Origin of the sequence: Agrococcus sp. UYP10, assembly GCF_040547205.1 — a bacterium.
Classification (GTDB): Bacteria; Actinomycetota; Actinomycetes; order Actinomycetales; family Microbacteriaceae; genus Agrococcus; species Agrococcus jenensis.
Genome location: NZ_JBEPPG010000001.1, coordinates 128096 through 153508 on the forward strand (window position 1 = coordinate 128096; position 25413 = coordinate 153508).

A 25413-nucleotide genomic window follows, 5' to 3' on the forward strand; every position below is an offset into this window, starting at 1 on the left:
TTGGTGACGGCTAAGCAGCGGGCAGCGGCTGCAGCACGCCGGTGCGCTCGATCGCCTCCACCGCGAGGGTCTTGTAGCCCTCCTCGTCGAACAGCACGGTGATGCGGTCACCGTCCTCGCTGACGACGCTGCCCTCGCCCCACGCCTCGTGGCGCACCTCGAGCCCCACGGGCCAGCTCGCGTCCGCGTCCCCCTCACCGCGCGTCTCCTCGACGCGCGCGGCCGACCCGCTCCTGCACGTGTCGCACGCACCGCAACGCTCGGGCAGGTCCTCGCCGAAGTAGCCGAGCAGGAACCGCCGGCGGCAGCCGCCCGTCTCGGCGTAGCCCCGCATCATGTCGATGCGCGAGCGGTCGACCCGGCGCCGCGCCTCCGCGAGCCTCGCCGCCTCGGCGACGGCAGGCTTGACCGTGCCCTCGCGCCACACGAGGTCGCCGTCCCCGTTGGTCTCGAGCGCGCCGGTCTGTTCGAGCAGGTTGACCGCGGAGGTGAGCCGGCTCGCGCCGACCTCGAGCCGCTCGCGCAGCCGCTCGGGCGGCACCGGCTGCTTCGCGCGCCGGATCCGCGACGCGACCTTCGACAGCATGTCGGTGTCGGCGGAGCCCGCGGTGCGGAAGCGGTGCACCCCGAAGTCCTCCTGCCGGAAGTAGAGCGCGGCGAGGGCCGGCTCACCGTCACGGCCGGCGCGCCCGATCTCCTGGTAGTACGCGTCGAGCGACTCGGGCGCCGCGGCGTGCAGCACGAACCGCACGTCGGCCTTGTCGATGCCCATGCCGAAGGCCGAGGTCGCGGCGACGACCTCCGCGCTGCCGTCGGTGAAGGCGTCGTGCACGCGCTCGCGCTCGGCGCGGGAGAGCCCTGCGTGGTACGTCTCCGCGCGCATGCCGGCCGCCCGCAGCTCGTCGGTCAGCTGCTCCGCCTGCTTGCGGGTGGCGACGTAGACGAGCCCCGGCTTCGCCTCGGCGCTCGCGCGCTCGACGACCGCTCGCCGCTGCTCGTCGTCGTCGGCCACCCGGTGGGCCTCGAGGAAGATGTTCGGGCGGTCGAAGCCCCGCACCACCTGGTGCGCGTCGCGCATCCGCAGGCGCTCGACGATCTCGTCGCGCACCGGCGGCGCCGCCGTGGCCGTGAGGGCGATCGTCGTCGGATGCCCGAGCGCCTCGATCACGTGGCCGAGCCGCAGGTAGTCCGGACGGAAGTCGTGCCCCCACGCCGAGACGCAGTGCGCCTCGTCGACGACGAACAGCGTCGGGCACAGCCCGCGGAGCCGCTCGACGACCTCGTCGCGGGCGAGCTGCTCGGGCGCCAGGAAGAGGAAGCCGGCCTCCTCGGCCTCGAGCTCCTCCCATGCCTCGCGGGTCTCGGTCGCGCGCTGCGACGAGTTCACGGCGACGGCGGGATCGGCGCCGAGCTCGCCGAGCTGCTCGACCTGGTCGCGCTGGAGCGCGATGAGCGGCGACACGACGATGGTGAGGCCCTCGGTGAGGCCGGCGGCGAGCTGGTAGATCGCCGACTTGCCGTGGCCGGTCGGCATGACCGCGAGCACGTCGCGCCCGTCGAGCGCGGCCTGGACCGCCTCCCGCTGCCCGGGCCGCAGCTCGGACCATCCGAAGTCGGCGGCAGCGGCGGCGATGGCGTCGGATTGGGGTACATCTGGCATGCAGCGATGCTAGGAGCACGTACCCGCACGTGCGCTGTACCCCGATGCTGCTGGTCAGCGGGCGGCGACGAGGCGCGGGTCCTGCACCGTCAGGCGCAGGCCGGCATCCGTGCGCTCGAGCGGCACGTCCGACGACGCGGCCCACGCGACGAGCGCATCCGCCGAGTCCGCCACGACGCGCGATTCGGCGAGCGCGCGCACGAGCGCGCCCTTGCCCGCCTTGTTCCAGTGGTTGAGCGCCTTGCCGTCGGGCGAGACGATCTCGACGGGCACGGCGCCCGCGACGGGAGCGAGCGACGCGTAGGCCTTCGAGCGCAGGTCGAGCGCGAAGCCCTCGATGACCGATCCGGAGCCCGACCACAGCTCGCGCATCCGCTCGCCCGGCAGCTTCGTGTGCTCGGACACCTTGTAGGCGGGGATGCGGTCGGAGGCGCGCAGGAAGCCGAGCAGCGCCGACTGCACGACGACGTGGCCGTCGAGCCACGCGCGCGCGTCGGGCGCGAGCGACGCGGCATCGAGCGCGTCGAAGAGCACGCCGGTGTAGCGCTCGATGGCGGGCATCGTCGCGGACGTGCGCACGGCGGCGTTGTCGGCCGCGGCGCGCGCCTTCGCGGGCGTCGAGACGTCCTGCCCCTCGGCGACGAGGCGGTCGAGCGCCGCCAGTGCCCGCGAACGGGCGACGGCCAGCCCGGGATATCCCAGACCGGCCGTCGAGAGGCGATCACCCGTCCCGCCTGCCGCCTTCGTCTCGCTGGGCGGCAGCAGGACGATCACGCGAGCTTGGCGTTCCTGGCCACGATCTCCACGCGGTCGTGGTCGACCGAGAGGAAGCCGTCCTCGGCATCCACCTTGTGCACCGTGCCGGACGCGTCGGTGACGCGCACCTGGCCCTCGGCGAGCACGGCGAGCAGCGGCTCGTGGCCCGTCAGGATGCCGATCTCGCCCTCGGTCGTGCGCGCGACCACCTGCGAGGCGTCACCCGACCACACCTCGGCCGCGGCCGACACGATGCTGACGGCGAGAGCCATCAGCCGTTCTCCTTCTGGATCTGCGCCCACTTGGCCTCGACGTCCGAGATGGCGCCGACGTTGAAGAACGCCTGCTCCGCCACGTGGTCGAACTCGCCCTTGGCGATCGCGTCGAACGACTCGACGGTCTCCTTGAGCGGCACGGTCGAGCCCTCGACGCCGGTGAACTTCTTCGCCATGTAGGTGTTCTGCGAGAGGAACTGCTGGATGCGGCGTGCACGCGACACGACGATCTTGTCCTCCTCGGAGAGCTCGTCGACACCGAGGATCGCGATGATCTCCTGCAGCTCCTTGTTCTTCTGGAGGATCTGCTTGACCGTGGTCGCGACGCGGTAGTGGTCGTTGCCCAGGTAGCGCGGGTCGAGGATGCGGCTCGTCGAGGTGAGCGGGTCGACGGCCGGGTAGAGGCCCTTCGACGCGATCTCTCGCGAGAGCTCCGTCGTGGCGTCGAGGTGCGCGAACGTCGTGGCCGGGGCCGGGTCGGTGTAGTCGTCAGCCGGCACGTAGATGGCCTGCAGCGACGTGATCGAGTGGCCGCGGGTTGACGTGATGCGCTCCTGCAGGATGCCCATCTCGTCGGCGAGGTTCGGCTGGTAGCCGACGGCGCTGGGCATGCGGCCCAGCAGCGTCGAGACCTCGGAGCCGGCCTGCGTGAAGCGGAAGATGTTGTCGATGAAGAGCAGCACGTCCTGGTTCTGCACGTCGCGGAAGTACTCCGCCATCGTGAGCGCCGAGAGCGCGACGCGGAGGCGCGTGCCCGGCGGCTCGTCCATCTGGCCGAAGACGAGGGCGGTCTTGTCGAAGACGCCCGCCTCCTCCATCTCGTGGATGAGGTCGTTGCCCTCACGGGTGCGCTCGCCGACGCCGGCGAACACCGAGACACCGCCGTGGTCCTGCGCGACGCGCTGGATCATCTCCTGGATGAGCACCGTCTTGCCGACGCCGGCGCCGCCGAACAGGCCGATCTTGCCGCCGAGCACGTAGGGCGTCAGCAGGTCGATGACCTTGATGCCGGTCTCGAACAGCTGCGTCTTCGACTCGAGCTGGTCGAACGAGGGCGCGTTGCGGTGGATCGACCAGCGCTCGGAGACCTCGAGGGTCTCGCCCTCACCGAGGTTGAGGGGCTCGCCGATGACGTTGAACACCTTGCCCTTGGTGATGTCGCCGACGGGCACCATGATCGGGTCGCCCGTGTCGCGCACCTCCTGGCCGCGGACGAGGCCGTCCGTCGGCTTAAGGGCGATGGCGCGCACGAGGTCGTCGCCGAGGTGCTGCGCGACCTCGAGCGTGATCTCCTGCGGCTCGGTGCCGTCGCCGAAGTCGACGGTCGTCTTGAGCGCGTTGTAGATGCCGGGGATGGCGTCGTGCGGGAACTCGATGTCGACGACGGGCCCGGTCACGCGAGCGACGCGGCCGACGCCGGCCTGCTTCTGCGAGGCCTCTGTGGTGTCAGTGATGGTCATGGTGCTTGCCTTTCGTGGCTACTTCGCCGAGGCGAGGGCGTCCGCGCCGCCCACGATCTCGGAGATCTGCGTCGTGATCTCGGCCTGGCGCGCGTTGTTGCGCAGGCGGGTGTAGTCGGTGATGAGCTTGTCGGCGTTGTCGGAGGCCGACTTCATCGCCTTCTGCGTGGCTGCCTGCTTCGCGGCGGCCGACTGCAGGAGGGCGTTGAAGATGCGGCTCTCGACGTAGACCGGCAGCAGTGCGTCGAGCACGCCCGCGGGCTCCGGCTCGAACTCGTAGAGCGGGAACTGCTCGGCGCTCTCGGCGCCCGAGGCCTCGACGATCTCGAGCGGCAGCAGCCGTACCGAGGTCGGGTCCTGCGTCATCATGCTGACGAAGCGGTTGTAGACGACGTGGATCTCGTCGACCTGCTCCGAGACGTACGCCTCGAGCACCGCGTCGGCGATCTCCTGCGCGAGCTCCGGGCTCGGCGTCTCCGACTGCCCCGTCCACTCGCGCACCGCGGTGCGCTTGCGGAAGCGGAAGTAGCCGACGGCCTTGTTGCCGACCAGGTAGTGGTCGACCTCCTTGCCCTCAGCCTCGAGCTTCGCCCGCAGCTCGCTCGCCTCGCGCAGGATCTGCGAGTTGAACGCACCGGCGAGGCCGCGGTCGCTCGTCAGCACGACGATCGCCGCGCGCTTGAGCTCCGGCCGCTCGACCGTCAGCGGGTGCGCCTCGTTGGAGTACGTGGCGACCGCGCTGACGGCGCGCGTGAGCGCGCGAGCGTACGGCGTCGAGGCGTGCACGCGTGCGAGCGCCTTCTGGATGCGCGATGCAGCGATGAGCTCCATCGCCTTCGTGATCTTCTTGGTCGTCTGCGCAGACTTGATCTTCTGCGTGTAGACCCGGAGCTGGGCTCCCATGTCGCCTCCTCAGCGAGCTCGCGTCAGCGACGGCCCTTGACGATCTGCTCCTGGTTGACGTCCTCGACCATCGGCGTGTCGGACTCGGTGCCCGGGTCGGTGATGCTCGACTCCGGCTTCGACTGCCAGTTCTTGACGAACGCGTCGACCTCGGACTCGAGGCTCGCGAGCGTCGCGTCGTCGAGCACGTTCGTCTCGCGGAGCGTCGACAGCACCGTGCCGTTGTGGCGCATGTGCTCGAGCAGCTCCGACTCGAACTGCAGCACCTGGTTCACCGGCACCGTGTCGAGCTTGCCGTTCGTGCCGGCCCAGATCGAGACGACCTGCTCCTCCACGGGGTACGGCGAGTACTGCGGCTGCTTCAGCAGCTCGGTGAGGCGAGCGCCTCGGTCGAGCTGGCGGCGCGACGTGGCGTCGAGGTCGGAGGCGAACATCGCGAACGCCTCGAGCGAGCGGTACTGCGCGAGCTCGAGCTTCAGCGTGCCGGAGACCTTCTTGATCGACTTGACCTGCGCGTCGCCACCGACGCGCGAGACCGAGATGCCGACGTCGACCGCGGGGCGCTGGTTGGCGTTGAACAGGTCGGACTGCAGGAAGATCTGGCCGTCGGTGATCGAGATCACGTTGGTCGGGATGTACGCCGAGACGTCGTTCGCCTTCGTCTCGATGATGGGCAGGCCCGTCATCGATCCGGCGCCGAGCTCGTCGGACAGCTTCGCGCAGCGCTCGAGCAGGCGGGAGTGCAGGTAGAACACGTCACCCGGGTATGCCTCGCGGCCCGGCGGGCGGCGCAGCAGCAGCGAGACGGCGCGGTAGGCCTCTGCCTGCTTCGACAGGTCGTCGAAGATGATCAGGACGTGCTTGCCCTCGTACATCCAGTGCTGGCCGATGGCCGAGCCGGCGTACGGCGCGAGGTACTTGAAGCCGGCCGGGTCGGACGCGGGCGACGCGACGATCGTCGTGTACGCCATGGCGCCGGCGTCCTCGAGCGCACCCTTGACGGCGGCGATCGTGGAGCCCTTCTGGCCGATCGCGACGTAGATGCAGCGGACCTGCTTGTTGACGTCGCCCGACTCCCAGTTGGCCTTCTGGTTGATGATCGTGTCGATCACGATCGCCGTCTTGCCCGTCTGGCGGTCGCCGATGAGCAGCTGGCGCTGGCCGCGGCCGACCGGGATCATCGCGTCGATGGCCTTGATGCCGGTCTGGAGCGGCTCGTGCACCGACTTGCGCTGCATGACGCCCGGCGCCTGGAGCTCGAGGGCGCGGCGGCCGCTCGAGGCGACCTCGCCGAGGCCGTCGATCGGGTTGCCGAGCGGGTCGACGACGCGGCCGAGGTAGCCCTCGCCGATCGGCACCGAAAGGACCTCACCGGTGCGGGTGACCTCCATGCCGGCGACGATGCCGCCGAACTCACCGAGCACGACGACGCCGATCTCGGTCTCGTCGAGGTTCTGCGCGAGGCCGAGCGTGCCGTCCGCGAAGCGCACGAGCTCGTTGGCCATGACGCCGGGCAGGCCCTCGACGTGGGCGATGCCGTCGGCGGCGTCGATGACGTGGCCGACCTCGGCCGTCGTCGACGTGGATGCCTCGTAGGACGAGACGAAGTCGGCGAGTGCGCCCTTGATCTCGTCGGGGCTGATGGTGAGCTCTGACATGTGTCTTCCTCTTCGAATGCCTTCGACCTAGCCGAGCTTCAGGCGCAGGTCGGTGAACTTGGAACGGACGGTGCCGTCGATGACGTCGTCGCCGATCGCCACCCTGAGGCCGCCGACGACGGCCGGGTCGACGACCTGCTGCAGCTGCAGCGTGCGGCCGTACTGGCGCTCGAGGCCGGCGCGGAGCCGGTCGAGCTGAGCGGTCGGGAGCTCGCGGGCCGAGGTGACGGTCGCGATCGAGCGACCGGCGGCGGCCGCGACCTCGGTCGCGGCGCCGCGGAGCAGCTGCCCGATGCGGCGGCCGCGCGGCACGCGGACGAGGTGGTCGAGGATCACGGTGGTCGCCTCGCTCGCTCGCCCGCCGATGAGCCGCTGCAGCAGCGCGGCCTTGTCGTCGGCCTTGCCGAGCACGCCGCCGAGCGCGAGCTCGAGCTGCGGGTCGGAGGACACGATGCGCGAGAACGAGGCGATCTCGCCCGCGACGTCGGCGCCGGCCGCTCCGCGCACGGCGATGCGGATGCCCGCGTCGTCGATGGCGGTGAGGATGTCGGCGGCGTCGGACCAGCGCTGGCGCGCCAGGTGCGCGACGATCGAGACCGCCGGTGCACCGAGCTGCCCGAGCACGCGCTCGGCGAGTGCCGCGCGCGCATCCGGAGCCGAGACCGGGTCGGCGAGCGCCGCGAGCACCTGCGGGCTGCGCTCGATGGCGCGCGATGCCTGGAACAGGTCCCGCGCGTCGTCGAGGCCGGCCTGCGGCTGGCGCACGAGTGCCTCGTCGATGGCGGTCCGCGCCTGGCTGGTCGCGCTGCCCACTAGCGGTTCGCCCCGTCGTGCTCGAGCTCGGCCAGGAAGCGGTCGACGATCGCGGCGGACCGCGCGTCGTCCATCGACTCGCCGACGACCTTCTCGGAGAGGCCGAGGGCGAGCGTGCCGACCTCGGTCTTCAGCGACGTGAAGGCAGCCTGGCGCTCCGCCTCGATGCGCTGGTGCGCCTGGGCGGTGATGCGCTCGGCCTCGTCGTTGGCGCGAGCCTTGAGGTCGGCCTCGATCTTGGCGGCGTCGGCGCGAGCCTGGTCCTTGATCCGACCGGCCTCGGCACGGGCCTCAGCGAGCTGGGTGTTGTACGACTCCAGCGCGGCAGCGGCCTCGGCCTGCGCGGCCTCCGCCTTCTTGATGCCGCCCTCGATGGCTGCGGAGCGCTCGTCGAGGAGCGCCTGCATGCGCGGGAGGATGACCTTCCAGAAGATCAGCAGCAGGACGACGAAGATGACCGCCGACCACAGGATGTCGTACGGCGCGGGAAGCAGGGGGTTCGGTGTGGCCTCCCCCGACTCCTCCGCGAGGAAGAGAGGAGTGGTGAGCATCCGTGGCTCAGTTCGTCATGAAGAAGTACGTGGCGATGCCGATGAACGCCAGCGCCTCGGTGAAGGCGATGCCGATGTACATGAGCACCGTCAGGCGACCCTGCAGCTCCGGCTGGCGGGCGACCGACTCGATCGTCTTGCCGACGACGATGCCCACGCCGATGGCGGGGCCGATGGCCGCGAGGCCGTAGCCGACGGTGCCGATGTTGCCGTTGATCTCGGCGAGGATGGTCGTGGCGTTGTCCACGGTGGTTCCTTTCTGCGGTTCCGGTTGCCCGGAAGGGTCAGTGCTCTTCAGCCAGCGCGAGCTGGATGTAGACAGTGGTCAGGAGGGCGAAGACGTAGGCCTGCAGCACTGCGACGAGGACCTCGAAGAGCGTGAAGGCGAAGCCGAAGGCGAACGTGCCCACGCCGAAGAGCGTGTAGAAGCCACCGGCGGAGAAGAAGAAGAACTGCGTGGCCGCGAAGAACAGCACGAGCAGCAGGTGCCCGACGACCATGTTCATCATGAGTCGGAGCGTGAGGGTGATGGGGCGCAGGACGAAGGTCGAGACGAACTCGATCGGCGTCACGATGATGTACAGCGGCCACGGCACGCCGGGCGGGAAGAGCGCGTTCTTGAAGAACGCTCCCGGGTGCTTCTTGACGCCGGCGTAGATGAACGCGCCGTACGCGACGAGCGCCAGCACGAGCGGGACGCCGATGACGCCGGTGCCCGCGATGTTGAGGAACGGCACGATGCCCGTGATGTTCATCGACAGCACCATGAAGAAGATCGTGGTGATGAGCGGCAGGAAGCGCCGGCCGTCCTTCTCGCCGAGCAGGTCGTAGGCGATGCCGTCGCGGACGAAGCCGAGGCCCATCTCGACGATGCTCTGGCCGCGCGTCGGGATGAGGCGCATCTTCCGGGTGCCGAGCACGAAGATCAGGATGATGACGAGCGCCGACAGCATGCGGATGAGCATGATGCGGTTGATGCCGAAGATCGGCTCGTCGCTGCCGAACCACTCGATGGTCGGGTCGGCGAAGAGCACGATGTCCGGGAAGAAGTCGGCGATCGACGGCGGATGGAACGGCTCGGGCTCGGTTCCAGCGGCAGCCAGCGGCGTCAGCAAGGCGTTCAGCGTGTCTTCCTCAACCTCAGGGCGCCTGGCGCCGGTTCGACGTCGGTGCACCCCCTCGCGCGGGCACGCTCGAAGCTGAGCGCGGCAGTGGGGGGAGCAGGTACGACACTATCAGAGAGGTGGGCGGCAGCGGGCCCCGACGACGCCTCCATCACGCCCGAGCGCCCGATGCCGGGCGCCCCTGCGTCTCGTCGTCGGCGTCGCTGTCGATCGTCGGCTGGCGGCTCGTGGCGATGACGACGCAGTCGATCACGAGCGAGCCGATGACGGCCGCGACGAGCGACCCGAAGGCGACGCCGCGGTGCAGCCACTCCTGGTCGCCGAGCACGAAGACGAGCACGATGAACAGCACGAACTTCAGCAGCCAGCCGCCGAGCACGATGCCGAAGAAGGCACCCGAGATCATGACGCCGCGCGATGCCTTGAAGGCGAGCAGGATGCTCACGGCCGTCAGCATGCAGAAGATGATGGCGAGGGCGGTGCCGACGAGCGCGGACGCGAGGCCGGCGCCTGCGGCGAGCAGCCATCCGACCACCCCGCCGACGACGGCGACCGCGGCTGCGAGGATGCCTCCCCAGAGCAGGATCCGCTGCATGATCGCGGTCGTGGTCACCGGCTGTCTCCTCGTGTGTCGATGGTCTGGCTGCGCTGCGTGTCGATCGGCTCGAGTCCTCTGCGCGCAGCTCGGCGCTCGCGCAGCACGCGCAGCAGCGTCTGCCACACGCGCCGGCTGACCGGCGCAGCGGTGAGCACCGCGCACACGAGGAATCCCGCGACCATGATACCGATCGCCACCCACCAGGGCGGGAACAGGAAGATGAGGCAGCCGATCGACACGACGGCGGTCCACGCGTAGAAGATCAGCACGGCGCCGAGGTGGGAGTGGCCCATGTCGAGCAGCCGGTGGTGCAGGTGCTTGCGGTCGGCGGCGAAGGGGCTCGAGCCGTTCACGAGCCGGCGCACGACGGCGAGCACGAAGTCGGTGAGCGGCAGCAGCAGGATCGCGAGCGGCAGCAGGATGGGGATGAAGGCCGGCAGGATCTGGCTGCGCCCGCCCATGGTCGCGAGGTCGATCTGGCCCGTGACCGCGATCGCGCTCGCCGCGGTCATGAGCCCGAGCATGAGCGCTCCCCCATCGCCCATGAACATGCGCGCCGGGTGCCAGTTGACGGGCAGGAAGCCGAGGCAGACGCCCACGATGATCGACGTGATGAGGCTCGCGAGCGAGAAGTAGGCGTTCTGCTGGCCCTGGTTGGCGCTGATGATGAAGATGTAGCCGAAGAACGCGGTCGAGCCGATGATCGTCGTGCCCGCGACCAGGGCGTCGAGGCCGTCGATGAAGTTCACCGCGTTCATGACGAGCACGATGAGCAGCACGGTGAGGCTGATCGCCATCGTCGACGACGGCACGGTGAGCCCGCCGATCGGGAGGCTGACGATCTGCACGCCGAAGATCGCGACGCCCGCGGCGACCAGGATCTGCGCGCCGAGCTTCAGCATCCAGTCGAGGTCGTAGAGGTCGTCGAGCACGCCGATCGCGCAGATCGCGACGGCGCCGGCGAGCAGCGTCCAGATGCGCACCGGCTCGGCGAAGACGCCGGACAGCTCGGGGATGAGCGCGGCGACGCCGAACGCGCCGAGCAGCCCCAGGCACATCGCCACGCCGCCCAGGCGCGGCGTCGGCCGCGAGTGCACGTCGCGGTCGCGCACCGGCGGGTGGATGCCGAACCGCAGCGCGAGGCGCAGCACGACCCGGCTGGTGAGGAACGTGATGACCGCCGCGACGGCCGCGACGGCCAGGAAGATCACGGCATCACCCGTCGACGAGCAGCTCGCCGAGCGCCTCGGCGATCACGGCTCGCGGCAGCACGCCCTGGCGCACGATGCGGAAGGTGCCGGGGGTCGAGCAGTCGAGGATCGTCGAGCCGTTCTGCTCCCCCGCCGCGGCGGCGCCGCCGACGGTGCCGGCGTCGAGCACGACGGCGACGCTGTCGCCGAGCATCTCGGCAGCCGCGGCCGCCTCGGTCGGCGCAGGGCGCCCGTGCAGGTTGGCGCTCGAGACCGCGAGCGGGCCGGTCTCGCGCAGCAGGCCGATCGCGATGGGGTGGTCGGGCACGCGGATGGCGACGGTGCCGCCGGTGTCGCCGAGGTCCCAGGTGAGCGACGGCTGCGCGCGCAGGATGACGGTGAGCGGGCCCGGCCAGTGCGCGTCGAGCAGCGGCTCGAGCTCTGCGGGCACCGACTCCGCGAGCGCGCTCGCCATGGCGCGGTCGGCGACGAGCACGGGCGGGGGGAAGCCCCGGTCGCGGCCCTTCGCGGCGAGCAGCCCGGCGACCGCGGCGTGCGAGAACGCGTCCGCCGCGATGCCGTAGACGGTGTCGGTCGGCATCACGATGCAGCGGCCGGCGGCGATGGCCGTGCGAGCGGCGCGGACGCCGTCGAGCAGGGACATCGGATCGGCGCAGTCGTGGATGGCGGGCACCCGCTCATCGTACCGGCGCACCGGATCGCGACGTGGTCAGCGGATGGCCGCCGTGACGCGGTCGCGGCCGGTCAGGTCGCGGTGCGTGCGCGCATCGTGGAAGCCCGCATCCTCGAGCATCTCGCGGATCGCGGCCGACTGGTGCTCGGCGTGCTCGAACGCGACGAGCCCGCCGGGGGCGACGAGGTCGGCGGCGAGGGGCGCCAGATCGCGCACGAGCTCGAGCCCGTCGACGCCCGAGTACAGCGCGCGCGCCGGATCGAAGCCGCGCACCTCCGGGTCGGCGGGCACGGATGCGTGCGGCACGTAGGGCGGGTTCGACACGAGCGCCGAGAGCGAGCCCGCGTGCACGCCCACCGCCGCGAGCGCCGCGGCGTCGCGCGCGTCGGCGTGCAGGAGCACGATGCCCGGGGCGAGCGCGGCGATGTTGCGGCGCGCCCACGAGAAGGCAGCGGGGCTCTGCTCGACGGCGACGACGCGCGCGCCCGCCTCCCGGGCGAGCGCGATCGCGACGGCGCCGGAGCCGGTGCCGACGTCGAGCACGGTCGGCGCGACCGCTGCGCGGAGGTGGTCGAGGGCGACCTCGACGAGCAGCTCGGTCTCCGGGCGCGGCGTGAAGACGCCGGGGCCCACCAGCAGCTCGACGTGCCGGAACGGGGCGAGGCCGGTGATGTGCTGCAGCGGCTCGCGCGCCTCGCGGCGGTCGACGGCGGCGCGGAACCGGTCGAGCGCATCCGGCTCGAACGGGCGGCCCATCGCCATGTCGACGCGGATCGCGCCGACCCCGCTCCCCGCAGCCCATGCCGCGAGCAGCTCTGCATCCGGTCCGTCGATGCCGACGAGGGCGAGCCTCGCACGGGCGTCGCGGACGTCGTCCCCGACCGATCGTTCGTTCACGCGCCAACGGTATAGCGACGGCGTGTCCCCCAAGCGTGCAGGCACCGGGCGCCCAGCCGAGCGCCTCTACACTGAAAGCAACGCTTCCATCGGGTGAAAGGACAACGCATGGCGCACATCTTCGACGACATCACCGCCACCATCGGCGGCACTCCCCTCGTGCGCCTCCAGCGCACGAACGACACGCACGCGACGGTGCTCGTCAAGGTGGAGTCCTTCAACCCCGGCGCATCGGTGAAGGACCGCATCGGCCGGGCCATCATCGACGCGGCGGAGGCCGATGGGTCGCTGCGGCCCGGCGGCACGATCGTCGAGGGCACGAGCGGCAACACCGGCATCGCGCTCGCGATGGTCGGCGCCGCGCGCGGCTACAAGGTCATCCTGTCGATGCCCGAGACGATGTCGGTCGAGCGGCGCGCGATCCTCAAGGCCTACGGCGCCGAGCTCGTGCTCACGCCCGGCCCCGACGGCATGCGCGGCGCGGTCGAGCGGGCGCAGCAGATCGTCGAGGAGACGCCCGGCGCGATCCTCGCCCGCCAGTTCGAGAACGAGGCGAACATCCGCGTGCACCGCGAGACGACCGCCGAGGAGGTCTGGGCCGACACCGACGGCGAGGTCGACGTGTTCGTCGCCGGCGTCGGCACGGGCGGCACGATCACCGGAGCCGGCGGACGCCTCAAGGAGCTCAAGCCCGACCTCCACCTCGTGGTCGTCGAGCCGGCGGACTCGCCGCTTTTGACCGAGGGCAAGGCCGGCCCGCACAAGATCCAGGGGCTCGGCGCCAACTTCGTGCCGGCCATCCTCGACACCGGCATCTACGACGAGGTCGTCGACGTGCAGCTCGACGACGCCGTGCGCGTCGGCCGCGACCTCGCGGCGAAGGACGGCATCTTCGCCGGCATCTCCTCCGGCGCCATCGTCTGGGCCGCGCTCGAGATCGCCCGCCGGCCCGAGTCGGCCGGCAAGACGATCGTCGCGATCGTCTGCGACACCGGCGAGCGCTACCTCTCGATGCCGATCTACGCCGACCTGGCCTGAGGGGCGAGCGGATGGGCCTGCTCAACGTCCGGGAGGACATCGAGAACGCGAAGCGGCACGACCCGGCCGCGCGCGGCGCGGTGACGATCGCGCTCACCTACTCGACCCTGCACGCGGTCTGGGCCCACCGCATCCAGCACCGCCTCTGGCACGCCGGCGCGCGCTCGCTCGCGCGCGCCGGCAGCCAGTGGACGCGCTTCATGACGGGCGTCGAGATCCACCCGGGTGCGCGGCTCGGCCGCCGCTTCTTCATCGACCACGGCATGGGCGTCGTGATCGGCGAGACCGCCGAGGTCGGGGACGACGTGATGCTCTACCACGGGGTCACGCTCGGCGGCACGGCGAACGCCGCCGTGAAGCGCCACCCGACGCTCGGCCACCGCGTGCTCGTGGGCGCCGGGGCGAAGATCCTCGGGCCGATCGCGCTCGGCGACGACGTCAAGGTCGGCGCGAACGCGGTCGTGCTGCACGACGCGCCCTCGGGCGTGACGCTCGTCGGCGTGCCCGCGAAGCCGGTCGCGAGCACCGCGCCCGCCGAGCTCCCCCACATCGAGTACTCGATCTGACCCGCCGCCGCTCCCAGAGCGGTCACTCCCGCGCCCGAGCGGTCACTTCCGCGCGTCAGCGGTCACTCCCGCGCCCGAGCGGTCACTTCCGCGCTCGAGCGGTCACTCCCGCGCCCGAGCGGTCACTTCCGCGCCCGAGCGGTCACTCCCGCGCGTGAACGGTCAGTCCGGCGCGTGGACGGTCAATGCCCCGTCGAGCGGCCGACCTCGCCTCGGACGAGCAAGTGACCGCTCGAGCGCCGAACTGACCGCTCACGCGCCAAGTTGACCGCTCACGTACCGAGATGACCACTCACACGCCAGGTTGACCGCTCACGCACGCAAATGACCCCTCGTGTGCCGAGCTGACAACTCAGGGGCGACGTGACCGCGCGCGCGGCGGCCGCCGCTCGGCGGGTCAGTCGGGGGTGGATGCGGTGGCCTCGGCGGGCGAGCCGTGCGGGCGCTCAGTGAGGGCGAGGCCCGCGACGGCCACGAGGATCCCCGCCAGGAAGAGCAGCATGAGCGGGTTCCAGGGCTGCGCGCCGGTGACGAGCGCCCAGATGACGGTGAGCGCGCCGCCGACCCCGGTCCAGACCGCGTAGCCGGTCGCGAGCGGCACCGTCTGCACGGCCCGCTCGAGGCCGATGAAGCTCAGCACGGCGGTCACGGCGAAGACGATCGTCGGGACAGGCTGCGAGAAGCCGGCTGAGGCCCCGAGCGCCGTCGCCCAGACGGCCTCGAGCACGGCGCTCGCGAGCAGCACGAGCCACGCGGTGCGGGCGCGCACGTCAGCTCACCAGCTTCAGGCCGACGAGGCAGCCGACGAGCAGCACGAGCAGCAGCGAGCGCACGACCGTGAGCCGCTCCTTGCCGCGCGCGGCCTGCAGCGCCACGGTCGCGACCGCGCCGACGCCCACCCACACCGCGTAGGCGGTGCCGGTCGGGATCTCGAGCATCGCCCACGCGAGGCCGCCCATCGACGCGAGCATCGCGACGACGAACAGCACCGTCGGCCGCCAGCGGCGGAAGCCCTTCGACGCCTGCATCGCGGTCGCCCATACCGCCTCCAGGAGGCCGGCGGCGATCAGGATCACCCATGCCATGACGAGCCCTTCCGGCCGTCTTGTCGCTGTGCGGGTACGGCTCCCTCGTCCGCGGCTCTGCGGCGAGCCTGCTCTCAGGCTACCCGCCGGCCCCCGATCGAGGCCGTCAGCCGGTCGGCGGCGCCGACCACGTCGTCGATGAGCGCGGCGCACCGCTCGTCGGTGAGCCGCAGCGTCGGCCCCATCACGGTGAGCGCGCCGGCGAGCTCGCCGTGCGCGTCGAACACCGGCGCCGAGACGCCGCTCGCCGCCTCCACCCGCTCCCCCGCCGTGATCGCGTAGCCGTCGGCCCGCGTGCGCGCGACGACCGCGCGCAGCGCATCCGGATCGGTGATCGTCGAGCCGGTCAGGGCCGCGAGCGGCGTCGCGAGCACCTCCTCGAGCAGGTCGTCGCGCCAGGCGAGGATGACCCGGCCCGCGCTGCCCACGTGCAGCGGCTGGATGCGCCCGACGTACATCGCCCGCTTGAGCCCGTGCAGGGTCTCGGCGACGCCGACGCACACGCGAGCGCCCCGCTCGGGGATGAAGAAGCACGCCGTCTCGCCGGTGGCGTCGCGCAGCGCCGCGAGCTGCGGCGGCAGCAGATCGCCGAGCGCCCTCGCGCGCACCGCCGGTCCCGCCCAGAACGCCATACGCGCGCCGATCGCGTACGCGTCGCCGGAGCGGTCGAGGAAGCCGTGCTCGACGAGGTTGCCGAGCAGCCGGTGCGCCGTCGAGGCCGGGATGCCCGTGGCGCGGCGGATGTCGGTGGCGGTCATGCTCGGACGCTCCAGCGTGAAGGCGTCGAGGATCGCGGTGATCTTCGCGAGCACGAGCAGCGGCGCTTCGGTCATGGCGCGATCCTACGGCCGCGCGACACGCCGGGCTACCCGCGATGTGGCATCTGTCCTACGATGTGGGAATCCGTGGCGCCGAGCGCCACCCTCAACGGAGAGGGATCCCATGCCCGAATGGACCATCCTCGCGATCGTCGCGGTCGTCATCGTCGCGGTCGTGATCATGATCGTGCGGCTGCACGTCAACCCCGTCATCGCGCTCGCGATCGGCGCCGCCGCCATCGGCCTCATGAGCGGCCTCGGCGCGCTCGGCACCGTCGAGACCATGGCCACCGGCTTCGGCGACACGATGGCCGAGGCGGGGCTGCTCATCGCCTGGGGCGTGCTCATCGGCTCGCTGCTCAACCGGATGGGCGCGATCACCCGGCTGGTCGAGTCGCTCCTCAAGCTCTTCGGTCCGAAGGGCGTGCCCTTCGCGATCGGCGTCTCGTTCGCCACCTACCTGCAGACGATCTTCGTCGACGTGATGATCGTGCTCGCCGCGCCGCTCGCCCGCCGGATCGCGCCGCGGCTCGGCAAGGCGGGCGTCGGCATCATGGCCGCGACCTTCGCCATCAGCCTCGAGACGGGCATCGCGCTCATGGTGCCCGGCATCGGCGCCGTCATGATCGCGGCGAGCCTCGGCATCCCGATCGGGCAGATGCTGCTGTGGGGCTTCGTCGTGGTCGTGCCCACCGTGATCGTCTCGATCCTCATCATGACCATCGCGTTCCGCGCCGGCTTCTGGAACCCCGAGGGCGACGAGCAGGAGATCATCCACGACGGCGACGAGCCGGGCGGCGCGGATGCCGACGCCCGGTCCGGCGCCGACGCGCCCCGCTCCGTCTCGGGTGCGACGCGGGCGATCCCGGTCGCCGGCGACGGCGCGCAGCGCTCGACCGTCGCCGTCGCGGAGCACGAGGACGAGGCCCGTCGCCTGCCGCTCATCGTGCTGTTCGCGCCGCTGCTGCTCTCGCTCGTGCTCATCGCCGGCGGCGCGCTCCTCGACATCGCCGAGGCCGAGGTGCCGGCGATGCAGTTCCTCGGCTCCCCCGCCATCGCCCTCCTCATCGGCGTCATCGGCACCGCGCTGATCGCACGCCGCGCCCTCGGACGCACCGAGCTCGAGCGCGCGCTCGTCCACGGCTTCAAGGACGCCGGCCAGATCTTCGCCCTCACCGGCGTCGGCGGCGCGCTCGCGGCCGTCATCGCCGCGGGCGAGCTCGGCGACCTGCTCACCGGCTACCTCGGCGCCTCGGCGTTCGCGCCGATCGTGCTCGTCTGGGTCTTCGCCGCGGTGCTCCACATCGCGGTCGGCTCCGTGACGCTCTCGGCGATGACGGCGGCGGGCATCCTCGCACCGGTCGCCGCGAGCCTCGGGCTCAACCCGATCCTCATCGGCCTCGCGGCCGGCGCGGGCGCCCTCTTCTGCATCCACGTCACCTCCAACACCTTCTGGCTGCTGCAGTCGTTCCTCGGCCAGTCGGTGCGGGGCGCGCTCAAGTCGGTGACCGTCGGCGTCTCGGTCGCGAGCATCGTCGCGCTCGGCATGGTGCTGCTGCTGTCGGTCGTGCTGTGAGCGGCGTCGTGCCGGAGCGAGCCCAGCAGAACCGGCCGCTGCAGGGCATCCGGGTGCTCGAGCTCGGCAACTACATCGCGGCGCCCACCGCCGGGCGGCTGCTCGCCGACTTCGGCGCCGACGTCGTCAAGGTCGAGCGGCCCGGCACCGGCGACGAGCTGCGGCGCTGGCGGCTGCACGCGGGCGACACCTCGATGCTGTTCCGCACCATCAACCGCGGCAAGCGCTCGGTCGTGCTCGACCTGCGCAGCGACGCGGGCCGCGCGGCGGTGCTCGCGCTCGCGGCGGAGGCCGACGTCGTGCTCGAGAACTTCCGCCCCGGCACGCTCGAGCGCTGGGGCATCGGCCCGGCCGAGCTCGAGGCCGTCAACCCCGAGCTCGTGCTCGTGCGCATCTCGGCCTTCGGCCAGACCGGCCCGATGTCGGCGCGGCCCGGCTTCGCGGCCGTCGCGGAGGCGTACGGCGGCTTCCGGGAGCTCGTCGGCGAGCCCGGCAGGCCACCGAGCCGCACGGGCTTCTCGATCGGCGACTCGATCGCCGGCCTCTACGCGGCGTTCGGCGCCGTCATGCGGCTGCTCGAGCGCGAGCGCGCCCGCGCCGCCGCCGACGGCACGGCGCCGCGCATCCCCCTCGACGCGCGCGCGATCGACGTCGCGCTCAACGAGGCGATGCTGTCGGTGACGGAGTCGCTCGTGCCGGAGTTCTCGGCCTACGGGCAGCGCCGCGAGCGCACCGGCGGCCGCATGGAGGGCATCGCGCCGTCGAACGCCTACCTCTGCGGCGACGGCAGGAGCATCGTCGTCGCCGGCAACGGCGACGGCATCTTCCGGCGCTACATGGAGGCGATCGGCAGGCCCGACCTCGGCGCCGACCCGGCGCTCGCGTCGAACGAGCTGCGCTGGGCGCGCCGCGACGAGCTCGACGACGCGATCGGCGCATGGACGGCGGCCCGCTCGAGCGGCGACGCGCTCGACGCACTCGACGCGGCGGGCGTGCCCGCCGGCCCCATCTACACGGCCGAGGATGTCATCGCCGACGAGCAGTACGCGGCGCGCGAGATGATCCAGCGCTTCGACATCGACGACGGCGCGGGGCTGCGCGAGGGCGTCGCGATGCCCGGCATCGTGCCGGTCGTCGGCGGGCGGAGCCTGCCCATCACGCATCCGGGCCCGGACCTGGGCGCCGACACCCGCGAGGTGCTGGCCGAGTGGCTCGGCTGGGACGAGACGCGAGCGGATGCGCTCGTGCAGGAGGAGGCAGCATGACGGTCGGGATCCGCGACGTGACGCTCCGCGACGGGCTGCAGCTCACCGGCAAGCCGCTGCCGACCGAGCGCAAGGTGCGGCTCGTGCGCGAGCTGCTCGCGCTCGGCGTCGAGCATGTCGAGATCGGCTCGATGGCGCGGCCCGACCTCGTGCCGGCGATGGCCGACACGCTCGACGTCGTCGCGGCGCTCACGCCCGACGAGCTCGCGCGCTGCTGGGTGTGGGTGGCGACGCCGCGCCATGTCGAGCGCGCCGCGGCGGCCGGGGTCACGCGCTTCCAGTACTGCTTCTCGGCAAGCGACAGCCACAACCGGGCGAACATCGGCCGCGACACCGAGGCGTCGATCGCCGCGATGCCCGACGCGCTCGCCGCCGCCCGCGCGGTCGATGGCGAGCTGCAGCTCTGCATCGCGACGACGTTCACGTGCCCCTTCGAGGGCGAGGTGCCGCTCGATCGCATCGAGCGCATCCTCGGCGACGACCGCACGGCCGGCGCAAGCGACGTCGTCATCTGCGACACGCTCGGCCAGGCGCACCCCGCCGTCGTGCGCGAGCGGGTCGGGCTCGCAGCCGCCCGCCGCCCGGAGGCGGGCCTCGTGTTCCACGGCCACGACACCTGGGGCGCGGGGGTCGCGAACGCCCTCGCGGCCGTCGACGCGGGGGCGGACGTCGTCGACGGCGCGCTCGGCGGCCTCGGCGGTTGCCCCTTCGCGCCGGGTGCTTCCGGCAACACCTCGACCGAGGACCTCGCCTTCACCCTCCGTCCCGCCTGGTCGAGCCCCGACTCCTTCGCCGCGCTCGTGCGGCTCGGCGAGGAGATCACCGGTGCGCTCGACGAGCCGGACCGCGCGCGCGTGCGCGGCGGCGCGCTCAGCCCCCAGGCGCGCGCCTTCCCCTGGACGCTGCAGGCCTGAGCGGCGCGGCGCCCGCGCGCTCCGTGGCCCCTGCCCCCGACGGAGTGTCGGGTTGCTGCGCGAGTGCCGTGACACTGCCGCAGCAGCCCGACACTCCTGGCCGAGCCGTCGCGGGGTCCGCAGCTCAGTCGACCGTGCGGTCGTCGCCGGGCGCATCGTCGGCGGGCGCGTCGTCGGCGAGCGCCGAGTGCGCGCGCCACGTGGCGAGCGCGAGGCCCACCACGAGCACGACGGCGGCGAGCACGGCGAGGATCGCCCACTCCTCGATGCCCGCGGCCGCGCCCGCGGCGAGCGCGCCGAGCGCCGCGATGGCGGCGACGGATGCCGTGAGCCAGGTGAGCGGCGTGGCCGCGCGGTGCGTGCGCCGGTAGGTCGGCGCATCCGCGCGCAGCCGCCTGCCGGGCAGGCCGAGCGCGGGCGACGGCTCGATGCGGCCGAGGCCGATCGCGTGGACGACGACCGCGATCGCGACGGCTCCGGCAGCCACTAGCGCGGAGCCGAGCCACGTGAGGAGCACGTCCATGGCGCCATCCTGGCACGTGCGGATCAGGCGGGCGCGGCTCGTCCGTAGGTGACGGCATCCAGGACCGCCGCCGGCGCGGCGGCACGCAGCTCCGCGTCCGGGATCGCGCCGAGCGCATCGTTGACCGTCGAGAACGCGATGCGCGCCGCGATGTAGGCGGTCAGGCCGAGGATGGCCCGATCGTCGAATCCCGCCCGGCGCAGGGCGTCGACGTCGGCGGCGGTCGTCCCGTTGGGGTCGCGCACGAGCTGCCGCGCCCATGCGGCGATCGTGCGCTCCTCGTCGTCGAGCCCCTCGTCGGTGCCGTCGAGCACGGCGCGCGCGGTCGGCGCGTCGCTCGCCCTCGCAAGGCGCGTGCCCCACGCGAGCGAGCAGTAGGCGTCGCCCATCGCGGCGGCGAGCGCGGTGACGACGATGCCCTTCTGCCGGAAGGTGAGGCCCGCGGCCTCGGCGGCGGCGCCCGCGAACGCCGTCCACGCGTCGTCCACCGGCGGCGCCTGCGCCCACACGCGGGTGAGGTTCATGACGTAGCCGTCGTCCGCGCGGTCGGCGGCGTACTTCGCCTCGACCGCGTCGCTCGGCTCGGGCTCTGCCAGGAAGCCCCCTTTGCCCATGACGGACCTCCTCGATCGCACCGGATGCGCGTCACGCTAGCCGGGGAGCGCTGCGGCGTCCAGGCGCGCCGGTCGTGTCGGCGCTCAGTCCGTGCGGACCTCGCGGTGCGGCTCGTCGTCGCCCGGCCAGTCGAAGCCGGCCACGAAGGCCGCGAGCGCGTCCTGCTCGAGCAGCACCGACTCCGGCCCCGCCTCGCGCCCTGCGACGCGCGCGGCGAGCGACGCCATCGATGCGCGCACGACGACGAGCTCGTGCTCCGCGCCGATCGCGTCGCAGCGCTCGCGCCAGGCGTCGCGCACCCAGCGCGCCGAGAGCGAGCCGTCGACGACGACCCGCTCCCCCACCTCGACCGCGCGCACGAGCCGGGCGTGCAGGTCGGCGTCGATCGCCGCCATCAGCTCGGGCGTGAAGCCACCGTCGTGCACGCCGCGGGCCCAGGCCTCGCGATCGAACGAGAGCACGAGCGCGCCACCCGCCTCGAGCTCTCTCGCGATCGTCGTCTTGCCGGCGCCCGCTGGCCCGCAGAGGAGCGTCACCTGCGGCATGCGCGCGACCCTAGAGGCTCGGCAGCTGGCCGGCCGCCCGGCGCGGACGCAGCACGAACCACGCGACGGCGCCCAGCACCGGCAGCGCCAGGATGACGAGCAGCCACAGCACGGCGCCGAGCCCCGAGAGCGTCGGCTCGCGCAGCACCTGCACGATCGCGACAGCCGCGAGCGCGAGCAGCGCCAGGACCGCGACCGTCCAGATGACGTCGTAGCCCGTGGGCAGCAGCGGGTTCACGACCTCGAGGAGCATGCGGCGAGCGTACCTCGCGGTGCGCTCGCCGCCGCGCGGCTCAGCGCAGGTCGACGCGGATGGCGGACCCCTCGCCCGGCGAGACCGAGTCGATCGTCAGGTACGCCGAGTGCCCGCGGATGGCGAGCCCGTACGGCGCCGACAGGCCGTCCACGACCGCCTCGTGGACGGATCCGCCGGGTGTCACCGCGCGCAGCGACCCGACGTGCCCGTCGAAGAAGTTCTCGTCGTCGAGCTGCACGGCATACAGGGTGTCGCCCTTCCACGCCAGGCTCGTCACCATCGTGAGGCCCGTCGCGTACGCCGAGACCTGCCCGTCGCGCGTCACGCGCCAGATCGTGGAGCCGCCGGTCGGGAACGGGAAGCCCGTCAGCTGCGACACGTAGTACGCGCCGTCGGGACCCACGGCGACGTCGGTCGGCACCGCCTGCGGGCTCACCTCACCCGGCCCGAACGGGTTGGGCACCGGGTCGCCGTTCGGGAACACCGCGACCGCGCGCTCGCCGCCACGGCCCACCCGCAGCAGCGCGTTGCCGCCGGCATCCGTGACCGCCCAGCGTCCGTGGCCGAGCGAGACGAAGCCGATCGCGTTGCTGTCGGGCGGCACGTTCCCGTCGGGGTTGTTCGCGACCTCGAAGGCGTTGATGTCGGCCACGAGGCTGAGATCGGCGCCGGTGAGCGGAGCCGACCGCAGGCGCGCGGAGCGCAGGGTGCCGAAGGACGCGTACTCGGCGGGCAGGTCGGCGCGCGCCGTCGCTGCCCCGGTCATCCCGCCGATCAGCACCTCGATGCGGTTGCCGCGCACGGCGACGTCGGACGCGCCGACCACCTCGCCGTTGAAGGTCATGGTGGGCAGCCCGGTGACGACCTGCCGCTGCTCGGCGCGCCGGTGGTCAGGCCGCCGCACCTCGGTGACGGCGCCCGTCAGGCCGCAGACCTGGAAGGCCGGGTCGACGCCCGGGATGGCGGCGCACGCGTCAGGGGCGCCGGCCTCCGCGATGTAGAGGCTGCCGCCCCGCCCGAGCGAGAGCTGCCTGGGGTTGTCGAGCCCGGTCGCCACCGTGACGACGTCGTCATCGGAGTGGCCGCCGGCGTAGGCGGGAGCGCCGGCGACGGCGATCAGGCTGAGACCCAGGACCGCGGCGGCCGCCGCCGCCGTCGCCCTGGATCGGAGGTTGCGAGACATGGGGGCTCCTCTTCATCACGCACGGGAGCGGCGGGATGCCGCCGCGCACCAGCGTCCGCCTGACCCGGCGGCACGACAAGCCCCCATCTCGGCGGAGCGAGGGCTGGTCGAGCGGCGCCGCCTGCTAGCGCGCTGTGCGACCGCGGGCGATCGGTGACGCCGCGAGGCCGATCGCCGCGATCGCGAAGCCGCCGCAGACGATCGCGAGGGCCGGCCCGACGCCGATCGCGTCGCCGAGCACGCCCGCGAGCGGGGCGGCGACCACGACCATCGCGCGGTTGACCGTGCGCATCGTCGCGTTCATGCGCGCCTGCATCCTGTCGGGAGTCGCCCGCTGGCGGAGCGCCATCTCGCTCGGGTTCGACAGGCCCATCGCGACGCCGGCCGCGGCGAGCCCCGTCAGCACGAGCGCGATCCCGCCGCCCTCCGGCAGCGCGAGCAGCGCTGCCGCCGCGACGACCGCCCAGGCGAAGGGCAGCAGCGATCGCTCCAGGATGATCGTGCGCGCGAAGCCCAGGCGCCCCGCGACGACGCCGGCGAGCGCGGTGCCCGCGAGCGTCGCCGCACCGAGCACGCCGAGCGCGAGCCCGAGGCCGCCGGGCCCCGCGTCGAGGTCGACGAGCACGAGCGGCACGAGCAGCGTCATCGCGGCGCCGTTGCAGAGGAACCACACGTGGGTCCAGCGGGCCTGCGGCCCGAGCCGCGGATGCCGGTGGACGAAGCGGAGCCCGTCCAGGATCGAGCGCCCGAGCCCGCGCTCGCGCCGCGGTGCGCGCGCATCGGGCGGCAGCGTCGCGAGCACGACCGCCGAGACGAGGTGCGCACCCGCCGCGAGCAGCAGCGAGACGGGCGCGCCGAGCCAGGCGATGACGACGCCCGAGACGGCCGGCCCCGCCGACTGCGCAGCGTTCGACCCGGCGTCGAGCCGCTGGTGCGCGGGCAGCAGCCGGTCGCGGTCGACGAGCCGCGGCACGAACGCCTGCGACGCGGCGTCGTTGACGAGGCTCGCGGCGCCGAGCAGCACCGCCGCGAGCAGCAGCACCCAGAGCGAGCCGCCGCCGGAGAGCCAGGCGATCGCGAGGCCGCCGAGCACGAGCGCCCGCAGCACGTCGCTCACGAGCATCACCGTGCGGCGCCGCATCCCCTCGACGATCGCGCCGACCAGCAGGCCGAGCACCACGTACGGCAGGAAGCGCGCGGAGGACAGCCAGCCGACCTCCGTGGCGCCGCCGCCGAGGTCGAGCACGACCATCGTCTGCAGCGCGATCACCGCGAGCCCGATCGCCGTCTCGGTCGCGACCTCGACGCTCCAGAAGCGCCAGAACGCCGCGCCAAGACCGCGTCGGTCCCGGGCGGCGTCGGTCATCCGGTCAGGCGTCGCCCGCGAGGGCCGCGAGCTGCGCCTCCTCGTCGGCCTGGATGCACGAGTCGATCACCGGCTGCAGGGCGCCGTCGAGCACGGCGTCGAGGTTGTACGCCTTGTAGCCCGTGCGGTGGTCGGCGATGCGGTTCTCGGGGAAGTTGTAGGTGCGGATGCGCTCCGACCGGTCCATCCCGCGGATCTGGCTGCGCCGCGCGTCCGACGCCGCGGCATCCCGCTCCTCCTGCTGCCGAGCGAGCAGGCGGGCGCGCAGCACGCGCATGCCGGCCTCGCGGTTCTGCAGCTGGCTCTTCTCGTTCTGCATCGACACCGTGATGCCGGTCGGGATGTGCGTGATGCGCACCGCCGAGTCGGTCGTGTTCACGCTCTGGCCACCGGGGCCCGACGAGCGGTAGACATCGATCTTGAGGTCGTTCTGATCGATCGCGACCTCCTCGGGCTCGTCGACCTCGGGGAAGACGAGCACGCCGGTGGTGGAGGTGTGGATGCGGCCCTGCGTCTCGGTCGCCGGCACGCGCTGCACGCGGTGCACGCCGCCCTCGTACTTCAGCGACGCCCAGACACCCTCGGACGGGTCGCTCGACGAGCCCTTGAACGCGATCTGCACGTCCTTGAACCCGCCCATGTCGCTCGCGGTCGACTCGAGCATCTCGATCTTCCAGCCGCGGGCGGAGGCGTAGTGCGAGTACATCCGCACGAGGTCGGCCGCGAACAGCGCCGACTCCTCGCCGCCCTCGCCGCCCTTGACCTCCATGATCACGTCGCGGCCGTCATCCGGGTCGCGCGGGATGAGCAGCCGGCGAAGCCGCTCCTCGGTCTCGTGCGCCGCCGCCTCGAGCGACGGCACCTCCTCGGCGAACGCCTCGTCCTCGCGCGCGAGCTCGCGAGCGGCGGCGAGGTCGTCGACCGCCGCGCGCCAGCGCTCGTGCGCGACCTTGATCTGGCTCAGCTCGGCGTACCGCCGGTTCACCCGGCGCGCACGACCAGCGTCGGCGTGCAGCGCCGGGTCGGCGAGCTGCAGCTCGAGGTCGGCGTGCTCGGCAAGCAGGCCCGAGACCGACTCGAACAT

29 protein-coding genes and 1 riboswitch are annotated in these 25413 nt (G+C 72.6%); of the genes, 5 read left to right on the top strand and 24 right to left on the bottom strand.

What is annotated here, in order from left to right:
• Positions 1 to 10: 10 nt before the first annotated feature.
• The 14 genes from ABIB37_RS00600 to prmC all read right to left on the bottom strand — a co-directional run bounded on the left by ABIB37_RS00600 (position 11) and on the right by prmC (position 12579).
• Positions 11 to 1660, bottom strand: a complete 1650-nt coding sequence (locus tag ABIB37_RS00600; RefSeq protein ID WP_354255392.1) for a RecQ family ATP-dependent DNA helicase — start codon at positions 1658 to 1660, stop codon at positions 11 to 13.
• Between the two features lie 54 nt (positions 1661 to 1714).
• Entirely contained in the window at positions 1715 to 2434 is a 720-nt protein-coding gene (locus tag ABIB37_RS00605) for a YaaA family protein (protein ID WP_354255395.1), read from the bottom strand.
• Positions 2431 to 2688 carry a F0F1 ATP synthase subunit epsilon gene (locus tag ABIB37_RS00610; protein WP_123697454.1) on the bottom strand — a complete coding sequence of 86 codons (258 nt, stop codon included), beginning with the start codon at positions 2686 to 2688 and terminating at the stop codon, positions 2431 to 2433. The genes ABIB37_RS00605 and ABIB37_RS00610 overlap by 4 nt, the downstream gene beginning before the upstream one ends.
• Positions 2688 to 4145: a F0F1 ATP synthase subunit beta gene (atpD, locus tag ABIB37_RS00615; RefSeq protein WP_456515418.1), complete on the bottom strand. Its 1458-nt coding sequence runs from the start codon at positions 4143 to 4145 to the stop codon at positions 2688 to 2690. Before atpD ends, ABIB37_RS00610 begins: the two co-directional genes overlap by 1 nt.
• A gap of 24 nt (positions 4146 to 4169) precedes the next feature.
• Complete coding sequence (locus ABIB37_RS00620; RefSeq protein WP_354255401.1) at positions 4170 to 5054, bottom strand: F0F1 ATP synthase subunit gamma; 885 nt, start codon at positions 5052 to 5054, stop codon at positions 4170 to 4172.
• Positions 5055 to 5077: 23 nt separating this feature from the next.
• Positions 5078 to 6712, bottom strand: coding sequence for a F0F1 ATP synthase subunit alpha (gene atpA, locus ABIB37_RS00625; protein WP_354255404.1), 1635 nt, complete (start codon positions 6710 to 6712; stop codon positions 5078 to 5080).
• 27 nt (positions 6713 to 6739) lie between these two features.
• A complete protein-coding gene (locus ABIB37_RS00630) occupies positions 6740 to 7525 on the bottom strand; it encodes a F0F1 ATP synthase subunit delta (RefSeq protein WP_354255407.1) in 786 nt (261 codons plus the stop codon).
• Positions 7525 to 8076 (bottom strand): F0F1 ATP synthase subunit B, encoded by a 552-nt coding sequence (locus ABIB37_RS00635; RefSeq protein ID WP_123697450.1) that lies wholly within the window; start codon positions 8074 to 8076, stop codon positions 7525 to 7527. The genes ABIB37_RS00630 and ABIB37_RS00635 overlap by 1 nt, the downstream gene beginning before the upstream one ends.
• 7 nt (positions 8077 to 8083) lie before the next feature.
• Entirely contained in the window at positions 8084 to 8323 is a 240-nt protein-coding gene (gene atpE / locus ABIB37_RS00640; protein ID WP_123697449.1) for an ATP synthase F0 subunit C, read from the bottom strand.
• A 37-nt stretch (positions 8324 to 8360) separates the two neighbouring features.
• Positions 8361 to 9191 (bottom strand): F0F1 ATP synthase subunit A, encoded by an 831-nt coding sequence (gene atpB / locus ABIB37_RS00645; protein ID WP_425453433.1) that lies wholly within the window; start codon positions 9189 to 9191, stop codon positions 8361 to 8363.
• 160 nt (positions 9192 to 9351) lie between these two features.
• Positions 9352 to 9813: a Cg1360 family ATP-synthase-associated protein gene (locus tag ABIB37_RS00650; RefSeq protein WP_123697447.1), complete on the bottom strand. Its 462-nt coding sequence runs from the start codon at positions 9811 to 9813 to the stop codon at positions 9352 to 9354.
• Complete coding sequence (locus ABIB37_RS00655; RefSeq protein ID WP_354255412.1) at positions 9810 to 11009, bottom strand: MraY family glycosyltransferase; 1200 nt, start codon at positions 11007 to 11009, stop codon at positions 9810 to 9812. The genes ABIB37_RS00650 and ABIB37_RS00655 overlap by 4 nt, the downstream gene beginning before the upstream one ends.
• A 4-nt stretch (positions 11010 to 11013) precedes the next feature.
• Positions 11014 to 11682 carry an L-threonylcarbamoyladenylate synthase gene (locus ABIB37_RS00660; RefSeq protein WP_354255415.1) on the bottom strand — a complete coding sequence of 223 codons (669 nt, stop codon included), beginning with the start codon at positions 11680 to 11682 and terminating at the stop codon, positions 11014 to 11016.
• A 36-nt stretch (positions 11683 to 11718) separates the two neighbouring features.
• Complete coding sequence (prmC, locus tag ABIB37_RS00665) at positions 11719 to 12579, bottom strand: peptide chain release factor N(5)-glutamine methyltransferase (RefSeq protein WP_354255418.1); 861 nt, start codon at positions 12577 to 12579, stop codon at positions 11719 to 11721.
• A gap of 108 nt (positions 12580 to 12687) precedes the next feature.
• On the opposite strand from prmC, the gene cysK reads away from it, so the two are divergent.
• Entirely contained in the window at positions 12688 to 13617 is a 930-nt protein-coding gene (cysK, locus tag ABIB37_RS00670) for a cysteine synthase A (protein ID WP_354255421.1), read from the top strand.
• Between the two features lie 11 nt (positions 13618 to 13628).
• Positions 13629 to 14183 carry a serine O-acetyltransferase EpsC gene (epsC, locus tag ABIB37_RS00675; protein WP_354255424.1) on the top strand — a complete coding sequence of 185 codons (555 nt, stop codon included), beginning with the start codon at positions 13629 to 13631 and terminating at the stop codon, positions 14181 to 14183.
• A gap of 397 nt (positions 14184 to 14580) precedes the next feature.
• Here epsC and ABIB37_RS00680 read toward each other — a convergent pair whose 3' ends face one another.
• From ABIB37_RS00680 to ABIB37_RS00690, 3 genes are all read right to left on the bottom strand, one after another.
• On the bottom strand, positions 14581 to 14952 hold the full coding sequence (locus ABIB37_RS00680) for a DMT family transporter (RefSeq protein WP_354255427.1): 372 nt from the start codon (positions 14950 to 14952) through the stop codon (positions 14581 to 14583).
• A 1-nt stretch (position 14953) separates the two neighbouring features.
• The gene (locus ABIB37_RS00685) at positions 14954 to 15268 is read right to left on the bottom strand and encodes a DMT family transporter (RefSeq protein WP_354255429.1); all 315 of its coding nucleotides are present in this window, start codon (positions 15266 to 15268) and stop codon (positions 14954 to 14956) included.
• A 10-nt stretch (positions 15269 to 15278) separates the two neighbouring features.
• A riboswitch (guanidine-III (ykkC-III) riboswitch) is annotated at positions 15279 to 15341 on the bottom strand.
• Between the two features lies 1 nt (position 15342).
• Positions 15343 to 16101 (bottom strand): IclR family transcriptional regulator, encoded by a 759-nt coding sequence (locus ABIB37_RS00690; RefSeq protein ID WP_354255432.1) that lies wholly within the window; start codon positions 16099 to 16101, stop codon positions 15343 to 15345.
• Between the two features lie 109 nt (positions 16102 to 16210).
• Between ABIB37_RS00690 and ABIB37_RS00695 the strand changes: the two genes are divergently transcribed.
• Genes ABIB37_RS00695 through ABIB37_RS00705 form a run of 3 tightly spaced genes read left to right on the top strand, consistent with a single transcriptional unit; the run spans position 16211 to position 19841 of the window.
• Positions 16211 to 17662: a GntP family permease gene (locus ABIB37_RS00695; protein WP_354255435.1), complete on the top strand. Its 1452-nt coding sequence runs from the start codon at positions 16211 to 16213 to the stop codon at positions 17660 to 17662.
• Between the two features lie 8 nt (positions 17663 to 17670).
• Complete coding sequence (locus tag ABIB37_RS00700) at positions 17671 to 18927, top strand: CaiB/BaiF CoA transferase family protein (RefSeq protein ID WP_354255438.1); 1257 nt, start codon at positions 17671 to 17673, stop codon at positions 18925 to 18927.
• Positions 18924 to 19841: a hydroxymethylglutaryl-CoA lyase-like TIM-barrel protein gene (locus ABIB37_RS00705; protein ID WP_354255440.1), complete on the top strand. Its 918-nt coding sequence runs from the start codon at positions 18924 to 18926 to the stop codon at positions 19839 to 19841. Before ABIB37_RS00700 ends, ABIB37_RS00705 begins: the two co-directional genes overlap by 4 nt.
• 124 nt (positions 19842 to 19965) lie before the next feature.
• Here the strand turns inward: ABIB37_RS00705 and ABIB37_RS00710 are convergent, their stop codons facing one another.
• The 7 genes from ABIB37_RS00710 to prfA form a co-directional block, all read right to left on the bottom strand.
• Positions 19966 to 20364, bottom strand: a complete 399-nt coding sequence (locus tag ABIB37_RS00710) for a hypothetical protein (protein WP_354255443.1) — start codon at positions 20362 to 20364, stop codon at positions 19966 to 19968.
• Positions 20365 to 20387: 23 nt separating this feature from the next.
• A complete protein-coding gene (locus ABIB37_RS00715; protein ID WP_354255446.1) occupies positions 20388 to 20978 on the bottom strand; it encodes a carboxymuconolactone decarboxylase family protein in 591 nt (196 codons plus the stop codon).
• A gap of 84 nt (positions 20979 to 21062) precedes the next feature.
• Positions 21063 to 21524, bottom strand: a complete 462-nt coding sequence (locus tag ABIB37_RS00720) for a P-loop nucleotide/nucleoside kinase family protein (RefSeq protein WP_354255448.1) — start codon at positions 21522 to 21524, stop codon at positions 21063 to 21065.
• Positions 21525 to 21534: 10 nt separating this feature from the next.
• A complete protein-coding gene (locus ABIB37_RS00725) occupies positions 21535 to 21777 on the bottom strand; it encodes a PLDc N-terminal domain-containing protein (protein WP_354255451.1) in 243 nt (80 codons plus the stop codon).
• Between the two features lie 40 nt (positions 21778 to 21817).
• The gene (locus ABIB37_RS00730; protein ID WP_354255454.1) at positions 21818 to 22963 is read right to left on the bottom strand and encodes a ScyD/ScyE family protein; all 1146 of its coding nucleotides are present in this window, start codon (positions 22961 to 22963) and stop codon (positions 21818 to 21820) included.
• A gap of 124 nt (positions 22964 to 23087) precedes the next feature.
• Positions 23088 to 24329, bottom strand: coding sequence for an MFS transporter (locus ABIB37_RS00735; protein WP_354255457.1), 1242 nt, complete (start codon positions 24327 to 24329; stop codon positions 23088 to 23090).
• 4 nt (positions 24330 to 24333) lie between these two features.
• Entirely contained in the window at positions 24334 to 25413 is a 1080-nt protein-coding gene (gene prfA / locus ABIB37_RS00740) for a peptide chain release factor 1 (RefSeq protein ID WP_123697430.1), read from the bottom strand.

Bases quoted from the DNA above. Each gene is read 5' to 3' on its own strand.
- ABIB37_RS00600 (WP_354255392.1), bottom strand. From the start codon at position 1,660: ATGCCAGATGTACCCCAATCCGACGCCATCGCCGCCGCTGCCGCCGAC.
- ABIB37_RS00610 (WP_123697454.1), bottom strand. From the start codon at position 2,688: ATGGCTCTCGCCGTCAGCATCGTGTCGGCCGCGGCCGAGGTGTGGTCG.
- ABIB37_RS00620 (WP_354255401.1), bottom strand. From the start codon at position 5,054: ATGGGAGCCCAGCTCCGGGTCTACACGCAGAAGATCAAGTCTGCGCAG.
- atpA (WP_354255404.1), bottom strand. From the start codon at position 6,712: ATGTCAGAGCTCACCATCAGCCCCGACGAGATCAAGGGCGCACTCGCC.
- ABIB37_RS00635 (WP_123697450.1), bottom strand. From the start codon at position 8,076: ATGCTCACCACTCCTCTCTTCCTCGCGGAGGAGTCGGGGGAGGCCACA.
- cysK (WP_354255421.1), top strand. From the start codon at position 12,688: ATGGCGCACATCTTCGACGACATCACCGCCACCATCGGCGGCACTCCC.
- epsC (WP_354255424.1), top strand. From the start codon at position 13,629: ATGGGCCTGCTCAACGTCCGGGAGGACATCGAGAACGCGAAGCGGCAC.
- ABIB37_RS00685 (WP_354255429.1), bottom strand. From the start codon at position 15,268: ATGGCATGGGTGATCCTGATCGCCGCCGGCCTCCTGGAGGCGGTATGG.
- ABIB37_RS00690 (WP_354255432.1), bottom strand. From the start codon at position 16,101: ATGACCGAAGCGCCGCTGCTCGTGCTCGCGAAGATCACCGCGATCCTC.
- ABIB37_RS00695 (WP_354255435.1), top strand. From the start codon at position 16,211: ATGCCCGAATGGACCATCCTCGCGATCGTCGCGGTCGTCATCGTCGCG.
- ABIB37_RS00705 (WP_354255440.1), top strand. From the start codon at position 18,924: ATGACGGTCGGGATCCGCGACGTGACGCTCCGCGACGGGCTGCAGCTC.
- ABIB37_RS00710 (WP_354255443.1), bottom strand. From the start codon at position 20,364: ATGGACGTGCTCCTCACGTGGCTCGGCTCCGCGCTAGTGGCTGCCGGA.
- ABIB37_RS00715 (WP_354255446.1), bottom strand. From the start codon at position 20,978: ATGGGCAAAGGGGGCTTCCTGGCAGAGCCCGAGCCGAGCGACGCGGTC.
- ABIB37_RS00720 (WP_354255448.1), bottom strand. From the start codon at position 21,524: ATGCCGCAGGTGACGCTCCTCTGCGGGCCAGCGGGCGCCGGCAAGACG.
- ABIB37_RS00725 (WP_354255451.1), bottom strand. From the start codon at position 21,777: ATGCTCCTCGAGGTCGTGAACCCGCTGCTGCCCACGGGCTACGACGTC.
- ABIB37_RS00730 (WP_354255454.1), bottom strand. From the start codon at position 22,963: ATGTCTCGCAACCTCCGATCCAGGGCGACGGCGGCGGCGGCCGCCGCG.
- ABIB37_RS00735 (WP_354255457.1), bottom strand. From the start codon at position 24,329: ATGACCGACGCCGCCCGGGACCGACGCGGTCTTGGCGCGGCGTTCTGG.
- prfA (WP_123697430.1), bottom strand. From the start codon at position 25,413: ATGTTCGAGTCGGTCTCGGGCCTGCTTGCCGAGCACGCCGACCTCGAG.